The following is a 21,790-nucleotide window of genomic DNA, read 5'->3' on the forward strand; positions in this document are numbered from 1 at the left end:
CTTGCTTTTGCCTTCGGCTTCCTCCGCACAATGCCTCGCAACATTGCACTTGCTTTCAGCTAACACTTCGCGTTATCAACGTGTGTTCGGGACTTGCACCCTATAGTAAAAGAACATGGATGGCGCACAATAAAAAAGGCGCTCCGTTTTGTTGGAACGCCTTTCCTTTTTGTGAAAAATATTTACTCCTTAATAATCTTCTTCACCGCTGTTCCATCGGGAGTTTTTATTTGAAGGAAATAAATTCCGGCAGGCGCATTCAGGTTTATAGTTTCCTGTTTTCTGTTTACAGTTGTGCAAAACACTTTATTTCCGAGCACATCATAAACTGACAACTCAACAGCAGACTGTAAACCGTAAACCGTAAACTCTCCGCTTGATGGATTCGGATAAACAGAGAATTGAGTATTGAGTATTGAGTATTGAGAAATGCCGGTGGGTGGAGTAAATGGAATTAAAACAGTATCGCAGTTTGAACAGCCATTCGCATCGGTGATGCAAACTGTATAAACAGAACTTGCGCAAAGTCCGGTTGCCGTTACTGTTGTTTGTATAGGAGAAGTTGACCAGCTATACGTATAGGGTGTTGTTCCTCCAGATGCGGATGAGGAAGCAGTTCCATCACAGCAGGAACTGCATGAAGCATTTGAAAGCGGAGTTGCCGTTACCGCCATGGCTGCCGGTTCTGTAATGGCAACAATGGCAATGCTTAAACATCCGACAGCATCGCTGACTGTAACTGTGTACTGACCTGCGCTTAACCCCGTTGCAGTTGCTCCTGTTTGAGCAGGTGATGTATTCCATACATATATATAAGGAGGAGTTGCTCCTGTTGCGGTTGCGGTGGCTGTTCCATCACTTACCCCGTTGCACGAAGTATTTGTTTGTGCAGAGATGAATGCAGTTGGTCCGTTTGAATTCACGATCATAGCCGTTGCGGTTTTTGTGCATCCGTTCGCATCAGTAATGGTTACCGTATAACTTCCTGCGGATAAAGAATTAGCCGTGGCGGTTGTTTGCCCTGAACTCCAGTTATAAGAATACGGAGCTGCGCCATTGCTTACAGAAGCAGTTGCACTTCCGTCATTGTTGCCGCAAGTTGCGCTTGAAGAGCTGATGGAAACAGTCATTCCGTTTGGCTGAATGATGGTAGTAGAAGATTGGCTTGTGCATCCGCTGGCATCCGTCACTGTCACTATATAATTTCCTGCGCTCAATCCGGTTGCTGTAACTGTTGTTTGCGCAGGAACTGTAGACCATGAATAAGTATAGGGAGATGTTCCTCCGCTCACGGATGAAGTTGCTGTTCCGTCATTGCCGCCATTGCAGGAGACATTTGTCTGCGATGCAATAGTTACAACAGGTGCGTTGGCAACAATGATGGTGGCGGTTGCAGTTTGTGTGCATCCGCTGGCATCGGTTACTGCAATCGTATAAGTTCCTGCCGCTAATCCTGTAACGCATGAGGTAGAGCCGGGAACAGGAGACCAACTATATGTATAGGGAGCAGTTCCTCCTGAAACAGCTACGCAGGCACTACCGGTAGTGCTTCCGCAAGTTCCGTTTGTGGTAGTGACGGAAGTGGTGAGTGCTGCCGGCTCAGAAATAGTTGCAGTTGTTACACTCGTGCATCCGTTGGCATCGGCAATAGTAACAGAATATGTTCCGGCACTTAATCCAGTAGCAGAAGCATTGGTTCCTCCGGAGGGAGACCAGTTATAGGTGTAGGGTAATGTTCCTCCTGTGGCTGATGAAGTTGCGCTTCCATCATTTCCTCCGTTGCAAGTTACATTTGTTGAAGAAGAAATGAATGAATTGGGTCCGTTCGTGCTACTAACAGTTGCTATTGCAGTTTGTGTACAGCCGTTTGCATCAGTAACTGTAACAGTATATGTTCCTGCTGCAAGTCCTGTGGCTGTTTGCGTGTTTTGTCCTCCGGGTACCCAAGCGTAAGTGAAAGAACCCGTTCCTCCGCTTGCGTTTACCGTTGCAGTTCCTGTATTGCTTCCGCAGGCAGTACCAGTAGTAGTTGTGCTTGCAGTAATTGCTGTCGGCTGAGTGATGGAAACAGTTGTTGTGTTAGTGCAGCCGTTCGCATCGGCAACGGTTATCGTGTAAGTGCCGGCACAAAGATTAGTAAGCGGGAATGGTGAATAAGTATAGGGACTTGTTCCACCACTTGCAATTGGTATTACCGTTCCATCGCAAGTTCCATTACAACTCACATTTGTTTGTGATGAAACAGAAACAGTTGGTGTGCTCGTACTATTCACTGTTCCTGCTGCGGTTTGCATACATCCGTTCGCATCAGTTATCGTTACGATGTATCCACCTGCTGGCATTCCGGTGGCAGTAGAAGTTGTTTGAACAGGAGTCGTGGACCAGCTATATGTGTAAGATGGAACTCCTCCCGATGCATTTACTGTTGCTGTTCCGTTATTGTTTCCGCAGGTAGTATTGGTTGTCACCACGGTGGCGGTAATTGCAGCGGGCTGAGTGATGGTAACCACAGATGTTCCGGTGCAGCCAACTGCATCGGAGATTACTGCTGTGTAAGTTCCTGCTGTCATCCCGGTAGCAGTGGGTGTAAACTGAAAGGGCGATGTGGTCCATCCGTATGTATAAGGAAGAGTTCCTCCGGTAGCAGATGAGGTGGCAGAACCATTATTTCCACCGAAGCAGGAAACATTGGTCTGCGATGAAATGGTAACAGTTGGTCCGTTGATAGTATTGACTGTGCCTGCTGCTGTTTGTGTGCATCCGTTAGCATCTGTAATCAGAACCGTATATGTTCCTACTCCCAATCCGGTGGCAGTAGTTGTTGTTTGAACGGGAGAACTCGTCCAGCTATAGGTATAAGAAGGAACTCCTCCCGATACATTTATTGTTGCTGTTCCTGTATTGCTTCCGCAGGCAGTATTGGTGGTAGAAATTGTTGTTGTGATGGCAGTGGGCTCAGTGATGGTTACTGTTGTGGTTCCAGAACAACTGTTTGCGTCTGTTACTGTCACCGTATAATTTCCTGCAGTCAATCCTGTGGCAGCAGAAGTGGTTCCTCCTGATGGAGACCATGCATACGTATATGCCGGTGTTCCGCCTGTAACAGTAGCAGCAGCCGAACCATTATTTCCACCGTTGCATAAAACATTTGTCTGAGATGAAATAGTAACTGTTGTACCACCGGTAGTTGTAATTACTGCAGCATGTGCCTGCACGCAGCCATTGGCATCAGTACCTGTTACTGTATAATTTCCTGCTGCTAATCCGGTGGCGGTTGCAGTAGTTTGTCCCGTAGGATTCCATGTATAAGCATAAGGGAGTGTTCCTCCCGAAGCATTTAAGGTGGCGCTTCCATCACTGCTTCCGCAGGTGGCATTGGTTACGCTTACAGAACCTGTAAAGATTGTTGGCTCAGTGATGGCAACGGTTGCCGTTGCCGTGCAGCCGGTTCCATCGGTAATAAGCACTGTATAATTTGCAGCTATTAATCCGGTGGCGGCAGAAGTGGTTCCTCCCGAAGGAGACCATGCATACGTGTATGCCGGTGTTCCGCCTGTAATAGTGGCAGCAGCCGAACCGTTATTTCCTCCGAAGCAGGAAACATTTGTTGAAGATGAAATAGCCACTGAGGGACCGGTGGAAGTTACTGTTGCCGTTGCAACGATGGTACATGCGTTTGCATCTGAAACGGTGACTGTATAAACTCCTGCTGCTATTCCGGTAACCACCTGAGTGGTTGCTCCTCCCGGTGCCCAGTTGTAGGTGTAGGCGCCAGTTCCTCCGGCTACATTCACTCCAACCGCTCCGTCATTATTGCCGCAAGTGGCGGGGTTTGCTCCTACCGTAGTAGTGAGCGCTGTTGGCTGAGTAATGGTTACCGAATTTGTTTCTGTGTTTCCATATGCATCAGAAACAACAACGGTGTATGATGTTGCGCAAAGACCGGTGGCGGTTTGAGTGGTTTGTCCGCCTGTCCATAAATAAGTATAAGGAAGAAGTGTGGCTCCGGTTGGATTCACAGTTGCAACGCCATTGCAAACGCCATTGCACAAAAGATTTGTTTGCAGCGTAGTTGTCTCAATGCAGGAAAAAAACTTTGCAAGAAAGCCATCGTTATTCGGATTGCTTCCTCCATAGGTATTTTGAAATCCGCTTCCGGCAATTCCAGCCACGCTGTTGGTGTATCCTGCCATGTGAATTCTTCCTGCTTTATAGGATAATCCCATTGCCTGGTCAGAACCTGTGCCTCCTAAATAGGTTCCGCATATGCGATTTCCACTAAGACCGAATTTTATGAGCATGGCATCATTGCCTGTTCCGTAGATAGTTTGAAAACCATCAGCGGTGGCTATGCCTGCTGCGCTGGAGGTTCGCCCTCCGAGATAACTGTTTCCTTCTTCATCGGAAGCCACTGCGTATCCTCTGTCATCGCCCGGTTGGGTTCCGTAATATGTTCCCCACGCGCGGCTTCCGGCTGAACCAAACCTTACAAGGTATGCATCGTAAGTACCGCCTCCGCTATATGCTGTTTGATACGCTCCGACAGAAGCAATGGCGGTATTGCTCATGGTTCTTCCTGCCATAAAAATATTTGTATCTGAAATGGCAATGGCTCTTCCTTCATCTGTTCCTCCACCTCCGTAATACGTTCCCCATAAACGCACTCCGTTATTATCAAACTTTACAAGGAATGCATCTGTTCCTCCTCCGTAAACTGTCTGCCATGCGCCCGGTGAAGAAATATTGGTATTGCTGGCGGTAAGTCCTCCTATATATATATTGTCTGCCGCATCGGTAACAACACCATAGCCCACATCTTGCCCGGCTCCTCCGTAATAGGTTGACCACTGCCCTGTGCCGCTGCCGTCAAACTCTACCACAAACGCATCTGTTCCTCCTCCATAAACTGTTTGATGCGCGCCAAGGGTTGCAATACCTGTTCCGCTGGATGTTCTTCCTGTAAGAATTACATTTCCGTTTCCATCGGTTCCAACTCCGATTTCGGGAGTAGAGCCGGTGTTTGCTTCGGCTCCGGTGCTTCCGAAATATCTTCCCCAGATTCGGTTTCCGCCTGAATCAAATTTTACGAGGAATGCATCGGATGCTCCTGCATAGGGAGTAAATCCGGAAGCAATATTGTTGGCGCTGGTGGTATAACCCGCCAGATAAACATCTCCGTTCACATCCACCGCAACCGCATATCCCTGGTCAGTGCCGCTGCCACCATAGTAAGTTGACCACAGGCGGTTTCCGTTTGAATCAAACTTCACCAGGAAACCATCGCTGATACCGCCACCGTATACATTCTGAAATCCACCGGAACCAAAATACCCGGTGTTATCAGGAGTTACTCCTGCCAGATAGGTGTTGCCCGCAGCGTCATTCGCCACGCTGTAGCCAAAATCACTTTGCGTGTTGCCGTAGTAGGTTCCCCACTGGCGGATGTCTTGCGAAACACCGATTACACTGATTAATGAAAAGATTACACCGATTGCGGAAGTAAGAGTATTTTTTTTCATGTGGAAATATTTTTTGAAAGAGAGAATTTTTGCGGACAACAAATGTATATATAATAAATAGTATGACGAAGATTCTTTTCTAAAGGTTGCATTGCGCTTAACTCAGTTGGTCATTGGTCATTAGTCACTGGCTGTTACTAATGACTAATCGCTAATAACTAATATGTCGGTCGCAAAAATTTTGTTGTCTTGTGTGAGCCGAATGAAATACAACCCGCTTGGAAGATTGTTACGGGAGAGAGTAAATGAATGACCTGTTATATTGTTATATTGTTTTACTGTCTGCCCGAAACAATTGTAAAGGGTGAGGGTTGCGTTGGTTAAATAATTATCTGTGTGCAAAGTTGTCTCACTTGAAAATGGATTTGGGAAAATAGAAAGTTCTGATAAAGAATTTATGAAAGGTACATTCGCTGCAAATGCATATTCAGGCAAATGACAATTGAACCAAGGACCGACAGAGAATGAACTATTGGCATACAGATACCCTCCGTTGGAAATAATTCCATAAAGAGTAAGAATTACTATGCCTGGATACAGACAGTTAACATTTCCTCCGGGAATGGAAAGAGTATCCAATTCAAGAATACCGTACGTAATAAGTTTTGCATTTGTGTTAACTGAAAGTTTCTCGTGACCACAAATACCTCCCATGCTATCAATTTGCAGGTAAGCTCCCATATTTAAAGTAAGAGTTGCATTAATAATAACAGGATGTTTTATCAGGAAGGTGTCTGAACTGGTGTATGGTGGTGCCATTCCTCCAAGCCATACTCCACCACTATTCCAATAACCATTGCTAACTGTTTCCCATTTATTAGCTTCAGTTACATTTACTAGAAATAAACATAAAGAAAATACAATTAAAAGTTTTTTCATTGCCTTTGTATTACTGTCAAGATGCAAAGTAACCGTTAAAGGTTGCGTTGTATTTTTGTATTGTGGATAATTCGTTTTATCCGTAACAAATCCCGCAAGGGAATAGGATTCGTCCGTAGGCGAATATACGATTTATCACAATAATCTTTGTGCTTAGTTTCACAACCTCTCTCCGCCATAACTTCGCGGGGGAGCAACTCAATTCCATATGGGAACAAAGTACCCGCATATGGGAGCAATCTTTTCCCGCAAGGGAGGGAAATACACTCATACGGGGACAACCCTATCGCCTATGATAGCAATCCTATCACATATAGGAACAAAGCATTGGCATATGGGAGCAATCCTTTCCCACATGGGAGCGAAATGAACCCATAAACAAATGACCCATTTTTAGCGTATTTTTAGCCAAAGATGTGCCAAACATGGGCATGAACAAGTTGAACATGCCCATGGCTAACTTAAACATGCACATGATTGAAACAACCATGCACATGCATAGATAGTATAGGGGTATGAACAGGTTGAACATGGACATGGATAACTTATACATACTCATTAATGAATTGATAATTGGCATGGATAAAACACACATGGGCATGATTGAAACGCACATATCCATAACCCTAAATCTCCAAACAAATTTTTCTAGGACTTACACACTCTGTAAAACTCTGTGTTTCTCCGTAAGAGTTTCACAGAGAAATACAAAATTGCGTAAGTCCTATTTTCCTACTTTCGCTGCTTAATACAGATTAAATGCAGATGCAGACAGATTAAATAATGCAGATGCAAACAGATTAATCAGTTTGAATCCGTGTCTTTCATCCGTCTGAATCATTTCCTAAATGAACAAAGGTCGCCTCTCACTTATCTATCTCAGCATTGTTTCGCTCTATGGCATCCTCATGCTTGCAGAACAAAACGTGTGGATGGGGCTTTCCTCCTCAGTACTCATCCCGCTGAGAATTATTGTACTCCTTGCTTTCGGTTATTTCGTCACAAAACAAAAATCTCTTACGGCATGGATTCTTTACAGTATGTTTCTGGGTGTGGAGATCGGTCATGATGTTCCTGACTTTGCCATCCACCTGAAAATCTGCAGCAAGATATTTCTTAAACTTATTAAAACCATTATTGCTCCATTGATTTTTGCCACGCTCGTGGTGGGAATTGCAGGTCATTCTAATTTAAAGCAAGTGGGAAGGATGGGACTCAAAGCCATTCTCTATTTTGAAATCATTACAACCATCGCTCTGTTCATCGGGCTGGCGGCAATAAATATTTCACAGGCGGGAGTGGGAGTTCAACTTCCAGTTAATGAAGTTCATTCAGAAAATTTAATTGCCGCCAAACAATCTGCCGAAGAAATCATTCTGCACATCTTTCCCGAGAACATTGCCAAATCCATTTCTGAAGGACAGGTTCTGCAGATAGTAATCTTCAGCATTTTATTTGCTATTGGATTAGCATTAGTCAGCGAGGCAAAACGAAAACCCATGCTCGACTTCACCGAAAGTTTAGCGGAAGTAATGTTCAAGTTCACCAAAGTAGTAATGTACTTTGCACCTGTGGGTGTGGGCGCAGCCATTGCCTACACGGTGAGCCACATGGGGCTTGGAATTTTAGTTAATCTGTTTCAACTTCTCGCTACTTTATACGGAGCGCTCATCTTTTTCCTTTTGTTTGTTCTTCTTCCGGTTGCATTATTCTTCAAAGTGCCGCTGAAAAAATTTATTAACGCCATCATTGAACCCGTTTCCATCGCCTTCGCCACAACCAGTTCAGAAGCCGCTCTGCCCAAGGCAATGGAGAACATGGAAAAGTTTGGCGTACCCAGAAAAATTGTCGCGTTTGTTTTGCCAACCGGTTATAGTTTCAATCTTGACGGCACTACATTATATCTTTCACTCGCATCGGTATTTGTGGCACAGGCAGCAGGCATTGATATGAGTTGGAAAGAACAACTGATGATGGTGTTCACGCTCATGTTAACGAGCAAAGGAGTGGCGGGAGTTCCAAGAGCATCGTTAGTTATTCTTCTTGGCACAGCCGCTTCTTTCGGACTTCCTGTTGAACCCATATTTATTATTCTGGGGATAGACGAACTCATGGACATGGCGCGCACCTCTGTAAATGTTATTGGCAATTGTTTGGCAACGGTGGTGATTGCGAAATGGGAAGGAGAGTATAAACAGCCGATGGATGATATTAATGAGATTAAATTGACTTAGATTATAATGCCAATATACGAATTGATACTAATGAAACAAATAATACAAATGATGCGAATTTTCTATTCGTATGTTGGTATCTCTATTAGTATCATTAGTACGCATTAGTATATTAGCATTACGCTTAATTATGCATGACACCTGGGAATTTCTGAAAACACTCACCAATCCGGAGTCCATCATATTATATGGAGGGCTTGCATTGCTTCTCTTCGTCATCTTTGCTGAAACAGGTTTGATGATTGGCTTTTTTCTGCCTGGTGATTCACTCGTTTTTGTTTCAGGGCTTTTATGCGGAACAAAACCCGAATTGCTGGGAATAGAAATTTACACCCTCATCCTTTCCATGAGCATTGCTGCCATCCTCGGAAACGTTACCGGATATTACTTTGGAATAAAAATCGGACCAGCGCTTTTCACTAAAGATGACAATTTGATTTTCAAAAAAAAATATGTTGTCATCACCCGTTCGTTTTACGACAGGCACGGAGGCAAATCGCTCATACTCGGCAGGTTTCTTCCCATCATCAGAACCTTCGCGCCCATTCTAGCCGGTGTGATAAAAATGGATTTGAAAATATTTTTATTTCACACCGTTGCAGGAGCAATTCTATGGATTGGCTCATTATCAATTCTGGGATACTATCTCGGAAGAATTGTTTGGGTGAAAGAAAACGTAGAGTGGTTTATCTTTGCTCTTCTCATCCTTACAACGATTCCTTTTATAAGTACATATATGAAGGAAAGGTTAAGGAAGGAAGGTTAAGGTTAAGAGAATACAAAATACTTTCTTTCCTCAACCTCATCCTTTAACCTGAACCTATTTCTACCACTTACTCATATAAACAACCAGATACTAAAAAATAAAACTATATCACATTTTTTTTTAAGTTTGCCGCGATTTTTGATGCACCTTTGTCAAACAAACAAACACGAATTTACTAATCACACTTCGTATAATGATTTTTTTATTTGTGAATTAGTACATATTGGTATTTTTGTAGGCATAACTTTAAACATTAAACTATAAACTATAAAATCTATGGGCAAGAAATCAAATCCGATGAACAACCTCATCATCATCATTGCGACAATCGTAATTGGATGGGCGCTTTATATGCTGGTGCTTGGCAACGGCTCCAACTTTGAAGAAGGCGACAATACAAAACACCCTCTCAACATCATGGGCATCATGTATAAAGGAGGAATCATCGTTCCGTTCCTGATTGCCGTGAACCTCATCGTAATTTCTTTCACAATCGAAAGATTCATCACGCTGGGTAAAGTGAGCGGGAAAGGAAACGTGCAATCATTTATCCGCAATATCCGTAATTTCATTTCCAACAATCAAGTGAGTGAAGCCATTGCTGAATGCGATAAGCAAAAAGGTTCCATTGCGAATGTAGTGCGTTCCGGCTTGGGTGAATACGAGCGTGTTCAGAATGATGGCTCAATGGATAAAGAAAGAAAAATAGCTGCCATCCAAAAAGGGTTGGAAGAAGCAACAGCGCTGGAACTTCCGATGATGTCTAAAAATCTTGTGATACTTTCCACCTGCGCATCTATTGCCGTATTGATTGGTCTTATCGGAACAGTGGTGGGAATGATTCGCGCCTTCAGCGCCATGGCGCAGGCAGGAGCTCCTGATACAGTGGCGCTAGCTACCGGTATTTCTGAAGCACTTGTAAATACTTTCTTCGGAATTCTTGGCTCAACGCTCGCTATTATTCTGTATAACTATTTCAGTTCAAAAGTTGATGCACTCACTTACGCGATTGACGAAGCAGGATACAGCATCGTTCAAACATTCGCAACAAAAAACAAGTAATTTGAAAATGTATTAATTTGAAAATTTGAAGATGATGAGTTTAATTTTCAAATTCTCAAATTCTCAAATTGGCTAATTAAGATTATGGGCAAAATAAAAGTACCGAAAAGCGCTCCCTCTCTCGATATGACACCGATGGTGGATCTGGCGTTTTTGCTCGTAACTTTTTTCATGCTCACTGCAAAGTTCCGCGTGAATGAAGCGGTTCCTGTTTTACCGCCTTCCTCCCATTCAGAAAAAATCCTTCCTGAAAACACTTTGCAGGTTACCATTGATACAGGCGGAAGAGTATTCTTCGCGCTTGACGGACAGGTAGAGCGAAGAAATTTGCTTGCAGAAATGGGTCAGAAATATAATATCTCTTTCACTGATCAGGATGCGAAACGCTTTTCCGTGATGTCAGAGTTCGGAGTTCCGATGACACAACTTCTTGCTTATATCCGCGGAGGAGAAAAAGAAAGAGGGAAATTTGACAGAGAGTCAACAGGCATTCCGATAGATTCAATGAACAACCAGCTTGGCGACTGGATTGCTTTCGGATGGAACGAAAAACAACGGTTTCAGCAAACCAATAATGTAGCAAAAGATCACTGGTGCCGTATTGCGATAAAAGCAGACGGTCAAACAAATTATAAAGCAGTGAAAAGGGTGATTCAGATTTTTCAGGACAGAAACCTGAACAGTTTCAACCTTATCACGGATATGGAAATGGAACAAGTAGAATGATTAAGGATTAAGGAATTAGGATTTGGGATTTTAAAATCCTAATTCCTTAATCCTAAATTTAAGTTATGTCAGAAATAATTGAAAGCGGTGGCGGTGGCAGCCACGGCAAACATCAGAAGAAAAGAGCGAAGAAACATTCCTCACGTGTGGACATGACGCCCATGGTGGATTTGGGATTTCTTCTGCTGACTTTCTTTGTGCTTACTACCCAGTTCAGTAAACCCAAGACGATGGAGATCAACATGCCCGTGATTCCGAAAGATACAACCAAAAGAATGAAAATTGAAGATGAAACCGCTCTCACGCTTCTTCTTACTGACAAAAAAGAAAAAATATATTACTATTATGGAAAGTTCAAGCCCGATGCATCAATAATTAAAAACACAGATTATTCAAAGGAAGGAGTCAGAAAAGTTTTCAGAGACAGGAATAAAGAAGTGATTGACCAAGTAAAACAATTAAAAGACAAACTCGTTAAACACCAGATTGCCGACACAACCTACAAACGAATGTCCATGAGCATCAAAGGAGATAAAAAAGCAGTGTTTGTCATTGTGAAAGCAGATGACAAAGCCAAATATAAAAGCATTATTGACGTAATTGATGAATTGAATGTGGCAGATATCGGAAAATATGCACTGGTGGATATTTCACCTGCGGAAAAAGAAATGCTTAGGGTAATGGGAGTAATAAAATAAATCATGAACAACAGGATTCAAACGGATTATATGGGATTCAAACGGACAAAAATCTGTCTGAATCCGTTTTTATCTGTTTGAATCTGCATTTATTAATATGGCAAAAGGATTTTTTTCACCTGACTGGCAAAGCGTGGTTTTCGAAGGCCGAAACAATGTGGTTTTTGAAAGCCGCAACAAAGAATATGGCGCTTACGAAATCCGCAGGGATTACGGAAAATTTCTTACCAAGGCATTGATTATTTCTGTTGCATCCATTGTACTTGTATTCGCAATTCCATTTGTGGTAAATCTTATCAACGCAACTATTGATGATGCTGCTATTCCAAAAGATATTGTGATGGATTTAGCGCCTCCTCCGCTCGATAAAGCAGAACCTCCTCCGCCTCCTCCGCCTCCTCCGCCTCCTCCGGTGATGGAAACAATCAAGTTCACTCCACCCGAAGTAACAGAAGAGAAAGTGGATGAAATTCCTCCTCCGCAGGAAAAACTGGTAGAGACACACGTTGCCGAAGAAACGCACGAAGGCGATCCGGATGCGCTAGTGATTGCAGACACAAAAAATGATGTGATAGAAGATAATACCGTGTACGACTTGGTTGCTATACAAGAACAACCAAGTTTCCCCGGTGGTGATGGGGAGTTATTCGGCTTCCTTAGAAAAAACATACAGTACCCACAGGTCGAAAAAGAAAACGGCATTCAGGGAAAAGTATTCGTCACTTTTGTTGTTGACAAAGATGGAAGTGTAACGGATGTAGAACTTTATAAAGGTTTAAAAGGCGGTCCCGGCTGCGATAAAGAAGCACAGCGGGTTGTAAAGATGATGCCCAAATGGACTCCGGGAAAACAGAACGGAAAATCCGTTAAGGTGAGATATATCCTTCCGATTCATTTCAAGTTGCAGTAAGTTTTTTTATCCCTCTTCTCGCTAGTTTTTTACAAACCTTTTTGCAAACTGCAAATCCTCATCCGTAACTTTCAACAGATACAATCCCTGCGGAAGTTTCGAAATATTTAACTGCTGTTCTGAACCTGAAACCTGCAACTTGAAACTTGAAACCTTTCTCCCCATCACATCAATAATTTCAAATTGGGTATTTTTTGTTTGCGGCTTGTAGGATATAAAAAGAATATCAGTTGCAGGATTAGGATAAAGCGTTAATTCATTTTTTGTGTTTTGATTTTCCTCCTCTACTCCAAGATTAATTTGCAGGCAAGAAGGAAAACTATCTGCGGCAAACCATTGCTGAATTTTTTGCACATCAAACAGGTTATCATCAAACGATGCTTTGGAAAGCCAAGGCAAAGAAATATCGCGCGACCACACAATTGCAAAATCATAATCAACTTTTGCTCCTTGCAAAAGTGTAAAAGGACCAGATGTAAGTAAAGACCGCCTGTCGCTTGGCGGAGGCGCCCCATTTTCACTCCATCCGGAAGTATCATAAGGAAAATCAGGATATAAAAAATGGGTGGGCGTCATGCCTCCTAAACCTGTACCGCCATATGTGAAAGGTGACCCATTTTGCCATTTGTTATTTAAATAATTATAATATTCAAGAGCTGTTCCAGGGTCTGACTGTGGAAATGCCATGCCACCGATCCAGTAACCAAATCCAGTCATCAAATTTTTTTCTCCCGCCTCATCAATTGTTCCATTATTATTATTATCAATGCTGTCATTGACATCTGCAAGCGGTCCGTTTAAAATAACATTACTCAAAATAGGAGGGCGAGCGCCATAACCACTCGCGGCAACATCATCAATGGAATCCCCATTATATACATACCCATAATTTCCCTGAGGATAACATCCCACATAATCATCCTGATAATTTCCTAAGTCAGCGTCCTGCCATAAGCCAAAGTAAACACTGTCATATTGATTAACGCTCTTGTTAAAAATTTCGTAATGATAAAGTGTTGTATAATTCAAAACTTGTTCGCTGTCGGCAAGCTGCGGACACATGAAAGCATAAGCCATAGCATGAATTTCTACACCTAAAGGCAAACCTCCGGTATTGTCATGAACTCCCTGGTCGTTCATAATCCAGTAAATGCATTGGTCACCTTTTATTTTCGGATAATCTCCGCCTGTGAGCGGGTCATAAATTCCGTTTCCGTTTACATCAACAAATGGCGCACAACTTGAATCAAGTACTGCAGGCCAACCTAAAATGCTGGAGTCTGGAGTATAAGTTGCGTTCTGTACATTTCCGAGTGCCCATTCGTATTTAAACTCTTCAACTTTATATCTATTCACTTTCCAAACAGTATCAAATGCCGATGGATTCACCGCATTAATTGGTCCCGGAAAATAATCGTTACTACCAAAAGAATGTCCGTATTCCTGTCCTGCTAAATGTAAATTGCCTCCCATATCCAATCCGCCCATCCAAATTGCAGAAGCATAAATTGAATGTCTGCCTGAACATTTTGGAACTTCATAACTGCCTACTTGCGTTGTATAATCCCAGTGTAAATCTCCGCGATTCAAAATCATTGTTCTGACTTCATTGATGTCAAGAAAATTCATATTACCCGGATAGGAGGATACTATTGGTGTTTTGTCAGTATAAAGATTGACATTGAATGAATACAAATCTTCATAGAGGGATGAAAAATCATTAGTAAACAATAATAACCCGATGGCGGCATCATAAGCAAGATATGCTTTATTGGTAGTAAAATAAGTTGATTCATATTTTTGTATTGTTCCCGTGGATGGAAATATCTCGATTAAAAAAGCATAAGATGAAAATGCAATTCCTCCCGATGGTCCTTGAGCAATGGAAAAAATGTTTCCGAAAGTATATATCGCTACGTTTGTGCAACCGGTAATTAAATCAGCGGCTTGTATTATTGTTCCGGAAGAATATTTATGCAATCCACCGCTTGTTCCTATCCATACATCTCCCTGAAAATAATAAAGGCAAGTAATGTTATTACTCTGCAAACCCGAATTATTCATATTGAATGTTGCCCAATTTGTTCCGTTTAATCTTGAAAGCCCTTTTGGCGTTCCGAGAAAAATATTTGCTGACTGGTCAAAAGCAAAACACTTAACGGTATCGCTTACAATTCCCGAGTTAGATTTGTTATAGGTTGTCCATGCGCTTCCATTATATATTGCGGCTCCGGTGCGGGTTCCAATCCAGATATTATTTCCGTTTACAGCAACAGATAAAATGTTGTTATTCGGAATGGAAGAATTGGATGTATCATAGATTGTCCAGTTGGTTCCGTCAAACTTTGCCAGCCCGCGCAAAGTGCCTACCCATATATTGTTTGCTCCATCCACTGCCAGTGCGTTCACAGTATCAGAGGGCAACCCAGAGTTTGAAACATTGTACATCGTCCAGACGCTTCCATCATATTTTGCCAAGCCAATTCTCTGAAATGCCACCCACTTATTGCCATTACTATCAATGACGATTGCATTTTTATTTTGGAGCTGCTGAGTCTTGTATCCTGTTGGTGTGCCGTAAGAAGTAAATCCGTTTTGAGAAAAAGAAAAAAGAGGCAATAAAAATAGAGATAGGAAAAGTAATCTCATGAATCTGAGTTCAAGAATAAGAGCATAAAGGTAGCATTTTCAAAATCTAAAACAAATTTACAGCTACTATTTTTTGAAAAAAAAAAAATGAAGTAAAACTTCTTGCCCCGATGAAATCATCTGTTTTATTACCACTTACTCACCCATTCAACCACTTACTAAATTTCTATGGAAACTTCAGTGATGAGGCATCATTATTGCTGAAATGTTACAGCGGCTGTTGCCGATTAACAAATAACAATTAACGATTAACATTTTCCTCATGAAGAGAATCTACTTAACACAAATTAAAACTCTTCAATATGAAAACACAACCATTATTTTCTCAAAGCTGGTCAGAAGTTACCGGCAGTGAAAGAAACGAAATCGTTTTTGAGCGTCTTAACAAAACCTATGGCGCTTACGAAATCAGAACCCATTACGACCAAACACTGCTAAAAGCATTTGCAGGAGCCGGATTATTTATTATCCTCTTATCTGCAGCCATGCTATTCAGCCGTGCAATTCCAATTCCCGAAACAAAAATCCCTTCCAATGACTCTACCATTTTTAAAGCGCTGGAAAAAGAAAAAATAATACAAATTAATAATCCGACTTCCAACCCACCGAAAACCAATTATAAGGATCTGGCTCCTGTCATAGCAAAAGATTCAGCAATAAAAGAAGACACCACACAATTATTAGCATTAAACCCAAATCATTCTGACGGAAAGTCAAAAGACACAAGCGATATTAATATTGACCATCCGATTAGTGGAGGCGGAGGAAAAATAGTTGATGAAGACACCACAACGCATGATGTTTGGGGCATTGAGGAAATGCCTCGCTTTCCAGGAGGAGACGATGAATTATATCACTTCCTTCGCAACAACCTGCACATTCCTGAAGATGTAAAATCGTACGGAAACATAAATGAAAAAGTGGGAGTTGTTTTTGTAATTGACAAAGAAGGGCAAATAACTGACATTGTTCTTCACAAAAATGGCTGTAAATATTCCCAGCTAAACAACGAAGCAACAAGGGTTGTGAAAAAAATGCCGCAATGGGAACCCGGCAGACAAAACGGGAAACCCGTAAAGGTGAGAATGATTCTTCCCGTTCGGTTTGTATCAAAATGATATTTTTGCTCAACAAATCAGTATGTCTTTCAAGCCCATCCAGATTTTTGGTTTCATTATGAGTTTCGCCTATGTATTTTTCGGCTTGCTCTTTCTGATGACTACTTTCGCAGTGGGTGCGATAGAAGATCCGCAATACAGAAAAATTTTCGGAGGTGCCTTAATGGCTTACGGACTTTTCAGAGTAGCTTTCTTCCTCAGAAAACTCAGAGACAAATCATAAACCGAATTTATTAATTTGAAAATTTGAAAATGAATAGGACACTTCGCAAGTTAATTTTCAAATTTTCAAATTGGCTAATCATCGCATTGGTAATTTCCTCCTGTGGCAACAATGGCAGCACTCCTACGCAGGGCAAACAAAAAATTTATATTGATGAATCCTACTCCCAATTGTTTGCTGCGGAAGTAGAAGCATTTGAAGGCTTTTATAAAGAATCTGATATTGATGACCGCTATAAACCCGAAGGAGATATGGTGAATGATTTCATGAATGACTCCTGCCGGATAATAATATTGAGCAGGGATTTGAATCAGAAGGAAAAAGATTATTTCAAAAGTAAAAATTCTTTTCCCACTTCCACAAAAATTGCGGTGGATGCGCTTGCATTCATCACGAATAAAGAAAATCCCGTTTCCGATTTGCTTTACAGCGAACTTGAAAATATTTTTACCGGAAAAATTTCTTCCTGGAAATTTTTAGATTCATCCATTAAGGAAAAAAGTTCTCAGGACACCGGCATCACCATCGTGTTTGACAATGAAAAATCCTGCAACGTGCGTATGCTGAAAGATAAATTACTTAATGGAAATGATTTCCCAAAAAATTGTTTTGCTGTGAAATCAAATCCTGAAGTGGTGGATTACGTGAGCAAAAACAAAGGCGCGCTAGGTATCATTGGTGTGAACTGGATCAGCGATGCGGATGATACGTTGACGAGAAGTTTTCTCAGCAAAGTGAATGTGCTGGGCGTTGCCTCCAAAGAAGATGATGGAACTTTTTTCCAGCCCTACCAGGCGCATGTATACACTGGCGAATATCCTTTTTGCAGGAATGTGTTTATCATCAACCGTGAAGGCAGAACGGGGCTAGGAACTGGCTTTGCCGCTTTTGTTGCCGGAGAAAAAGGACAATTAATAATTTTGAAGGCTGGCATGGTTCCTGCAACTCAGCCCGTTAGAATGGTTCACATAAACAATAATTAAAAAATAAAAAATATGAAACGATTCATCCAGTCAGTATTCGTTTTTTGTTATTCATTATTCATTGCTCCATGTTCATTTTCTCAATCTCTTCAGGATGCCATCAAGTTTACCGAAAGCGAGCAGTTTGAAAAAGCATCTGCTGCCTACATGTCACTGATTCAGAGAGAGCCAACGCAGGGCGATAATTATTTCTTCTACGGAGAAAATTATTTCAAGCAGGAAATTCTTGACTCTTCCTTCAAAGCCATTGATTTGGACTCAACAAGAATCATGTTTGAAAAAGGAATACAGAAAAATCCAAACAACCCGATTAATTATGTTGGGCTTGGAAAAGTTTTATGGTACAATGGAAAAACTGCGGAAGCGAAAAAACAATTTTTTGATGCAGTTACTTATATTTCGCCTATAAATAAAACCGCTACGTTCACTGGCAAGCAAAAGGCAATGGTCTACATGAAAATAGCGGAGTGCTATACAAAAGCAAAAAATAAAGATTTGCAGGAAGCAATTAATCTGCTTAACAAATCCCTTAAAGAAGATAAAGACAATCCTGAAATTTATATTCTGATTGGAGACGCAACGCTTGAACAAAATCCGGGTGATGCATCGCAGGCAATTTCGTATTACAAAAAAGCATACGACTTTGATAAAAAGTCATGCAAGGCGCTTTTGCGAATCGGACAGTTATACAGCCGGGCGCGCAATCTTTCTGAAGCAGTTAAAAATTATGATGAAGCTATAAAAGTAAATCCTGATTTTGCGCCTGCTTACCGCGAAAAAGCAGAAGCTTTTTACAGGGGGAAACAATATGAAACAGCTATTCAGAACTATAAAAAATATTTGGAGCTTAACAGCGGAAGTTTGAGCGCACAAGTGAGATATGCTTCCTTTCTTTTTCTGAATAAAAAATACGCTGAAGCAATTGCTTCCATACAGGAGATACAAAAACAAAACACATCTGTGATTTTCCTCTACCGCCTTCTTGCTTATTCCTATTTCGAAACAGGCAATTGCACGGATGGATTAACCGCCATTGATAAATTCTTTTCCATGGCATCTGAGAAAAAAATTCTGGCTTCTGACTATGAATACAACGGCAAGCTGCTCTCGCTCTGCAAAAAAGATTCATTGGCTGTTGAGAAACTCAAAATTGCCATTCAGCAGGATACTTCCAAACCGGAACTAAACGGAGACCTTGGAAGTGTTTACATACGATTGAAAAAATATCCTGAAGCAATTGATGCCTACACAAAAAAGATAAAAGCCGGAAAAAGCGTAGATGCAAATGATTATTATAATCTCGGGCGGGCTTGTTATTACAGCAAGCAGTTTGGAAAGGCAGATACGGCATTCATGCAAATCAATGTTCTGCAGCCCGATATTCCGACAGGATATTTATGGAGGGGAAAAACCAATGCACAGATGGATCCTAAGAATGAAAAATTTCTTGCCCAGCCGTTTTACGAATTATTTCTTTCAAAACTGAAATCGGAAGACACGGATAAAAACAAACCCGGAATTATTGAAGCCAGCGGCTATCTGGGTTACTATTATATGGTGCAAAAAGATTATTCAAAAGCAAAATGCCATTGGCAGAAAGTAAAAGACCTTGACGCGACTAATGAGAAAGCGAAAAAGGCATTAGTTGAACCGAATGTGGCGAAAGCGGTGTGCAGCCAATAGTTTACAGTTTACTGTTTGTGGTCTACGGTTAATTACAAACAACCATAAACTGTAGACCGAAAACCGAAAACTAGTTTATTCTTTTCAGCGGAACTTCTTTCACAGGAGAAATGATGAGCGGAACTTTTTCAAGCGTAACATTATCCATATCTAATCCAAATGCACGCTCGTCTGACAAACTCATATGCTTGAGCAGGAAATATAAATCCATTATTATCTTTTCATAAAAAGGAAGTTCATTTTCATAGGAAAGAAATTTTTCCAGCACCACAAAACGGAAGTCACCGATTTTATTTTGCTTGCCCATGGAATCATATCGGCTGGTAACATCCACTTCCTGCGAGGTGAGCAAATCCTGCACCACTTTTTCAAACATTAAATTTATTCGGGGCGCCACGCGGAAGCCGAGGCGAAAATCTATCCTGATTAAATCTTCGGGCGCCATTATATTCACTTTGTATTCCATCCTGTATGGTTCATTCACCACATCCACGTGCACCAGCCAGTAAATATCCGCTCGCTTGGGATGATTTTCCAAAATGGATTGGACCACTGCCGCCTCAATATCATTAGGATCATCGGCACTGGTGAGATAAACAAGGTGCGTTGAATATTTCGGAACGCTGGTATCTCTGCTTAGTTCAATAAGTTCAGGAACATAATTATCCAGTTTCACAAATTCCAAATATCTGTTTCGGATTTTTCTCGCCTGAAACCAGGTCCACATGATGGCGACAAGCACAGCTCCAATGAGAAAGCTTACCCATCCTCCATGAATAAATTTGCTGAGGTTGGCAACAAGAAATGAATATTCTATGATTGAATAGATTACAAAAAAGGAAAGTATAAACAAAATATTATATCGTTTCAGAATCATGTAAGCAGAAAGAAGAATGGTGGTCATCATCATATCAAAATTGATGGTAAGCCCGTAGGCTGCTTCCATGTTTGTTGATTCCTTAAAATAAAAAACCACTCCAACGCAACAGGCATAAAGCATCCAATTCACAGAAGGAATGTACATCTGCCCTTTGAATTCACTTGGAAAAACAATTCTGACTTTGGGCCAGAAGTTAAGGCGGATGGCTTCGTTGATGATGGTGAACGAACCGGTGATGAGCGCCTGGCTTGCTACTATGGTAGCACAGGTTGAAATAATGATTCCCGGGAGAAGAAACCATTTCGGCATAAGAGAATAAAACGGGTTAATGTCTCCAAGAAAAGTTCCTTCCTGATTCAAAAGCCATGCGCCTTGTCCGAAATAATTGAGCAGCAGCATCACTTTTACCATTGACCAGGTGATGCGGATATTTTTTTTCCCGCAGTGCCCCATATCGGAATACATTCCTTCGGCTCCGGTGGTGCAGAGAAAAACCGCACCGAGAATCCAGAATCCTTTTGGATACAATGCGAGAAGATGATACGCGTAATACGGATTGATGGCTTTGAGAATTTCCGGAGTTCCGCTGATGGAAATGAATCCGAGCGTGCCGAGCATTGCAAACCATATCAGCATCATGGGTCCAAAAAATTTTCCAACGAACCCTGTTCCGAACTGCTGAATGGCAAAAAGCGCTGTGAGAATAATAATTACAATCGGCAGCGTGTTGATGTTTCCATTTATGCTTCTTAATCCTTCCACCGCTGATGAAACAGAAATGGCAGGAGTAAGAATTCCATCGGCAATAAGCGCGCTGCCGCCAATCATGGCAGGAACAATCAGCCAGTATATTTTTGTCTTCTTGACAAGTGTGTACAACGCAAAAATTCCACCTTCTCCCCTGTTATCAGCGCGAAGAACAAGAATGACATATTTAATTGTTGATTGTAATGTGAGAGTCCAGAAAATGCAAGACACACCGCCCATCACCAAATCCTTGCTGATAACACTTGTTCCGATAATTGCCTTTATTACATAAAGCGGTGAGGTGCCGATATCTCCGAAAATGATACCGAGGGTAACTAAGAGGGCTGCACCGGAAACTGCGGGAATGTGTAAGTGCCTGTTTTTTGACACAAAAATCTTTCTTAAATGTTGCACGAAACTACAAAATAACTAAGTGTGCTTATTTAATAACGCAACATAAATCTATAAAGCCAGATTAACAGGTTGAGAAGTCGGCTAACCAAGTTAGAAAGCCAGCTATCCAGATTGAAAAGCCAGCTAACCAAGTTAGAAAGCCAGCTATCCAGATTGAAAAGCCAGCTAATCAGGTTAGAAAGCCAGCTATCCAAGTTAGAAAGCCAGCTATCCAAGTTAGAAAGCCAGCTATCCAAGTTAGAAAGCCAGCTATCCAAGTTAGAAAGCCAGCTATCCAAGTTAGAAAGCACTGAATTTAC

The 21,790-nt window shown here is 41.6% G+C and carries 14 protein-coding genes; 10 read left to right on the forward strand and 4 right to left on the reverse strand.

What is annotated here, in order from left to right:
• Positions 1–182 precede the first annotated feature (182 nt).
• Complete coding sequence (locus HY841_12655) at positions 183–5,519, reverse strand: T9SS type A sorting domain-containing protein (protein ID MBI4931612.1); 5,337 nt, start codon at positions 5,517–5,519, stop codon at positions 183–185.
• 144 nt (positions 5,520–5,663) lie between these two features.
• Positions 5,664–6,398, reverse strand: coding sequence for a T9SS type A sorting domain-containing protein (locus tag HY841_12660; GenBank protein MBI4931613.1), 735 nt, complete (start codon positions 6,396–6,398; stop codon positions 5,664–5,666).
• 848 nt (positions 6,399–7,246) lie between these two features.
• Here HY841_12660 and HY841_12665 point away from each other — a divergent pair.
• From HY841_12665 to HY841_12690, 6 genes are all read left to right on the forward strand, one after another.
• A complete protein-coding gene (locus HY841_12665) occupies positions 7,247–8,632 on the forward strand; it encodes a cation:dicarboxylase symporter family transporter (GenBank protein MBI4931614.1) in 1,386 nt (461 codons plus the stop codon).
• A gap of 130 nt (positions 8,633–8,762) precedes the next feature.
• A complete protein-coding gene (locus HY841_12670; protein ID MBI4931615.1) occupies positions 8,763–9,398 on the forward strand; it encodes a VTT domain-containing protein in 636 nt (211 codons plus the stop codon).
• A gap of 276 nt (positions 9,399–9,674) precedes the next feature.
• Positions 9,675–10,460: a MotA/TolQ/ExbB proton channel family protein gene (locus tag HY841_12675; GenBank protein MBI4931616.1), complete on the forward strand. Its 786-nt coding sequence runs from the start codon at positions 9,675–9,677 to the stop codon at positions 10,458–10,460.
• An 84-nt stretch (positions 10,461–10,544) separates the two neighbouring features.
• A complete protein-coding gene (locus tag HY841_12680; protein MBI4931617.1) occupies positions 10,545–11,186 on the forward strand; it encodes a biopolymer transporter ExbD in 642 nt (213 codons plus the stop codon).
• Between the two features lie 65 nt (positions 11,187–11,251).
• On the forward strand, positions 11,252–11,884 hold the full coding sequence (locus HY841_12685; GenBank protein MBI4931618.1) for a biopolymer transporter ExbD: 633 nt from the start codon (positions 11,252–11,254) through the stop codon (positions 11,882–11,884).
• 97 nt (positions 11,885–11,981) lie between these two features.
• Positions 11,982–12,794 carry an energy transducer TonB gene (locus HY841_12690; GenBank protein ID MBI4931619.1) on the forward strand — a complete coding sequence of 271 codons (813 nt, stop codon included), beginning with the start codon at positions 11,982–11,984 and terminating at the stop codon, positions 12,792–12,794.
• A 21-nt stretch (positions 12,795–12,815) separates the two neighbouring features.
• Here the strand turns inward: HY841_12690 and HY841_12695 are convergent, their stop codons facing one another.
• Positions 12,816–15,443 carry a T9SS type A sorting domain-containing protein gene (locus HY841_12695; protein MBI4931620.1) on the reverse strand — a complete coding sequence of 876 codons (2,628 nt, stop codon included), beginning with the start codon at positions 15,441–15,443 and terminating at the stop codon, positions 12,816–12,818.
• A gap of 302 nt (positions 15,444–15,745) precedes the next feature.
• Here HY841_12695 and HY841_12700 point away from each other — a divergent pair, with 302 nt between their 5' ends.
• The 4 genes from HY841_12700 to HY841_12715 are packed head-to-tail and all read left to right on the forward strand — an operon-like array spanning position 15,746 to position 19,450.
• Positions 15,746–16,561 carry an energy transducer TonB gene (locus HY841_12700; GenBank protein MBI4931621.1) on the forward strand — a complete coding sequence of 272 codons (816 nt, stop codon included), beginning with the start codon at positions 15,746–15,748 and terminating at the stop codon, positions 16,559–16,561.
• A 22-nt stretch (positions 16,562–16,583) separates the two neighbouring features.
• The gene (locus HY841_12705; GenBank protein ID MBI4931622.1) at positions 16,584–16,784 is read left to right on the forward strand and encodes a hypothetical protein; all 201 of its coding nucleotides are present in this window, start codon (positions 16,584–16,586) and stop codon (positions 16,782–16,784) included.
• 29 nt (positions 16,785–16,813) lie between these two features.
• Positions 16,814–17,767 (forward strand): substrate-binding domain-containing protein, encoded by a 954-nt coding sequence (locus HY841_12710; protein MBI4931623.1) that lies wholly within the window; start codon positions 16,814–16,816, stop codon positions 17,765–17,767.
• A 12-nt stretch (positions 17,768–17,779) separates the two neighbouring features.
• The gene (locus HY841_12715) at positions 17,780–19,450 is read left to right on the forward strand and encodes a tetratricopeptide repeat protein (protein MBI4931624.1); all 1,671 of its coding nucleotides are present in this window, start codon (positions 17,780–17,782) and stop codon (positions 19,448–19,450) included.
• Positions 19,451–19,520: 70 nt separating this feature from the next.
• On the opposite strand, the gene HY841_12720 is transcribed toward HY841_12715, so the two are convergent.
• Positions 19,521–21,467 (reverse strand): KUP/HAK/KT family potassium transporter, encoded by a 1,947-nt coding sequence (locus HY841_12720; protein MBI4931625.1) that lies wholly within the window; start codon positions 21,465–21,467, stop codon positions 19,521–19,523.
• Positions 21,468–21,790: the final 323 nt, after the last annotated feature.

It is taken from the genome of Bacteroidota bacterium (assembly GCA_016213405.1).
Taxonomy (GTDB): domain Bacteria; phylum Bacteroidota; class Bacteroidia; order Palsa-948; family Palsa-948; genus Palsa-948.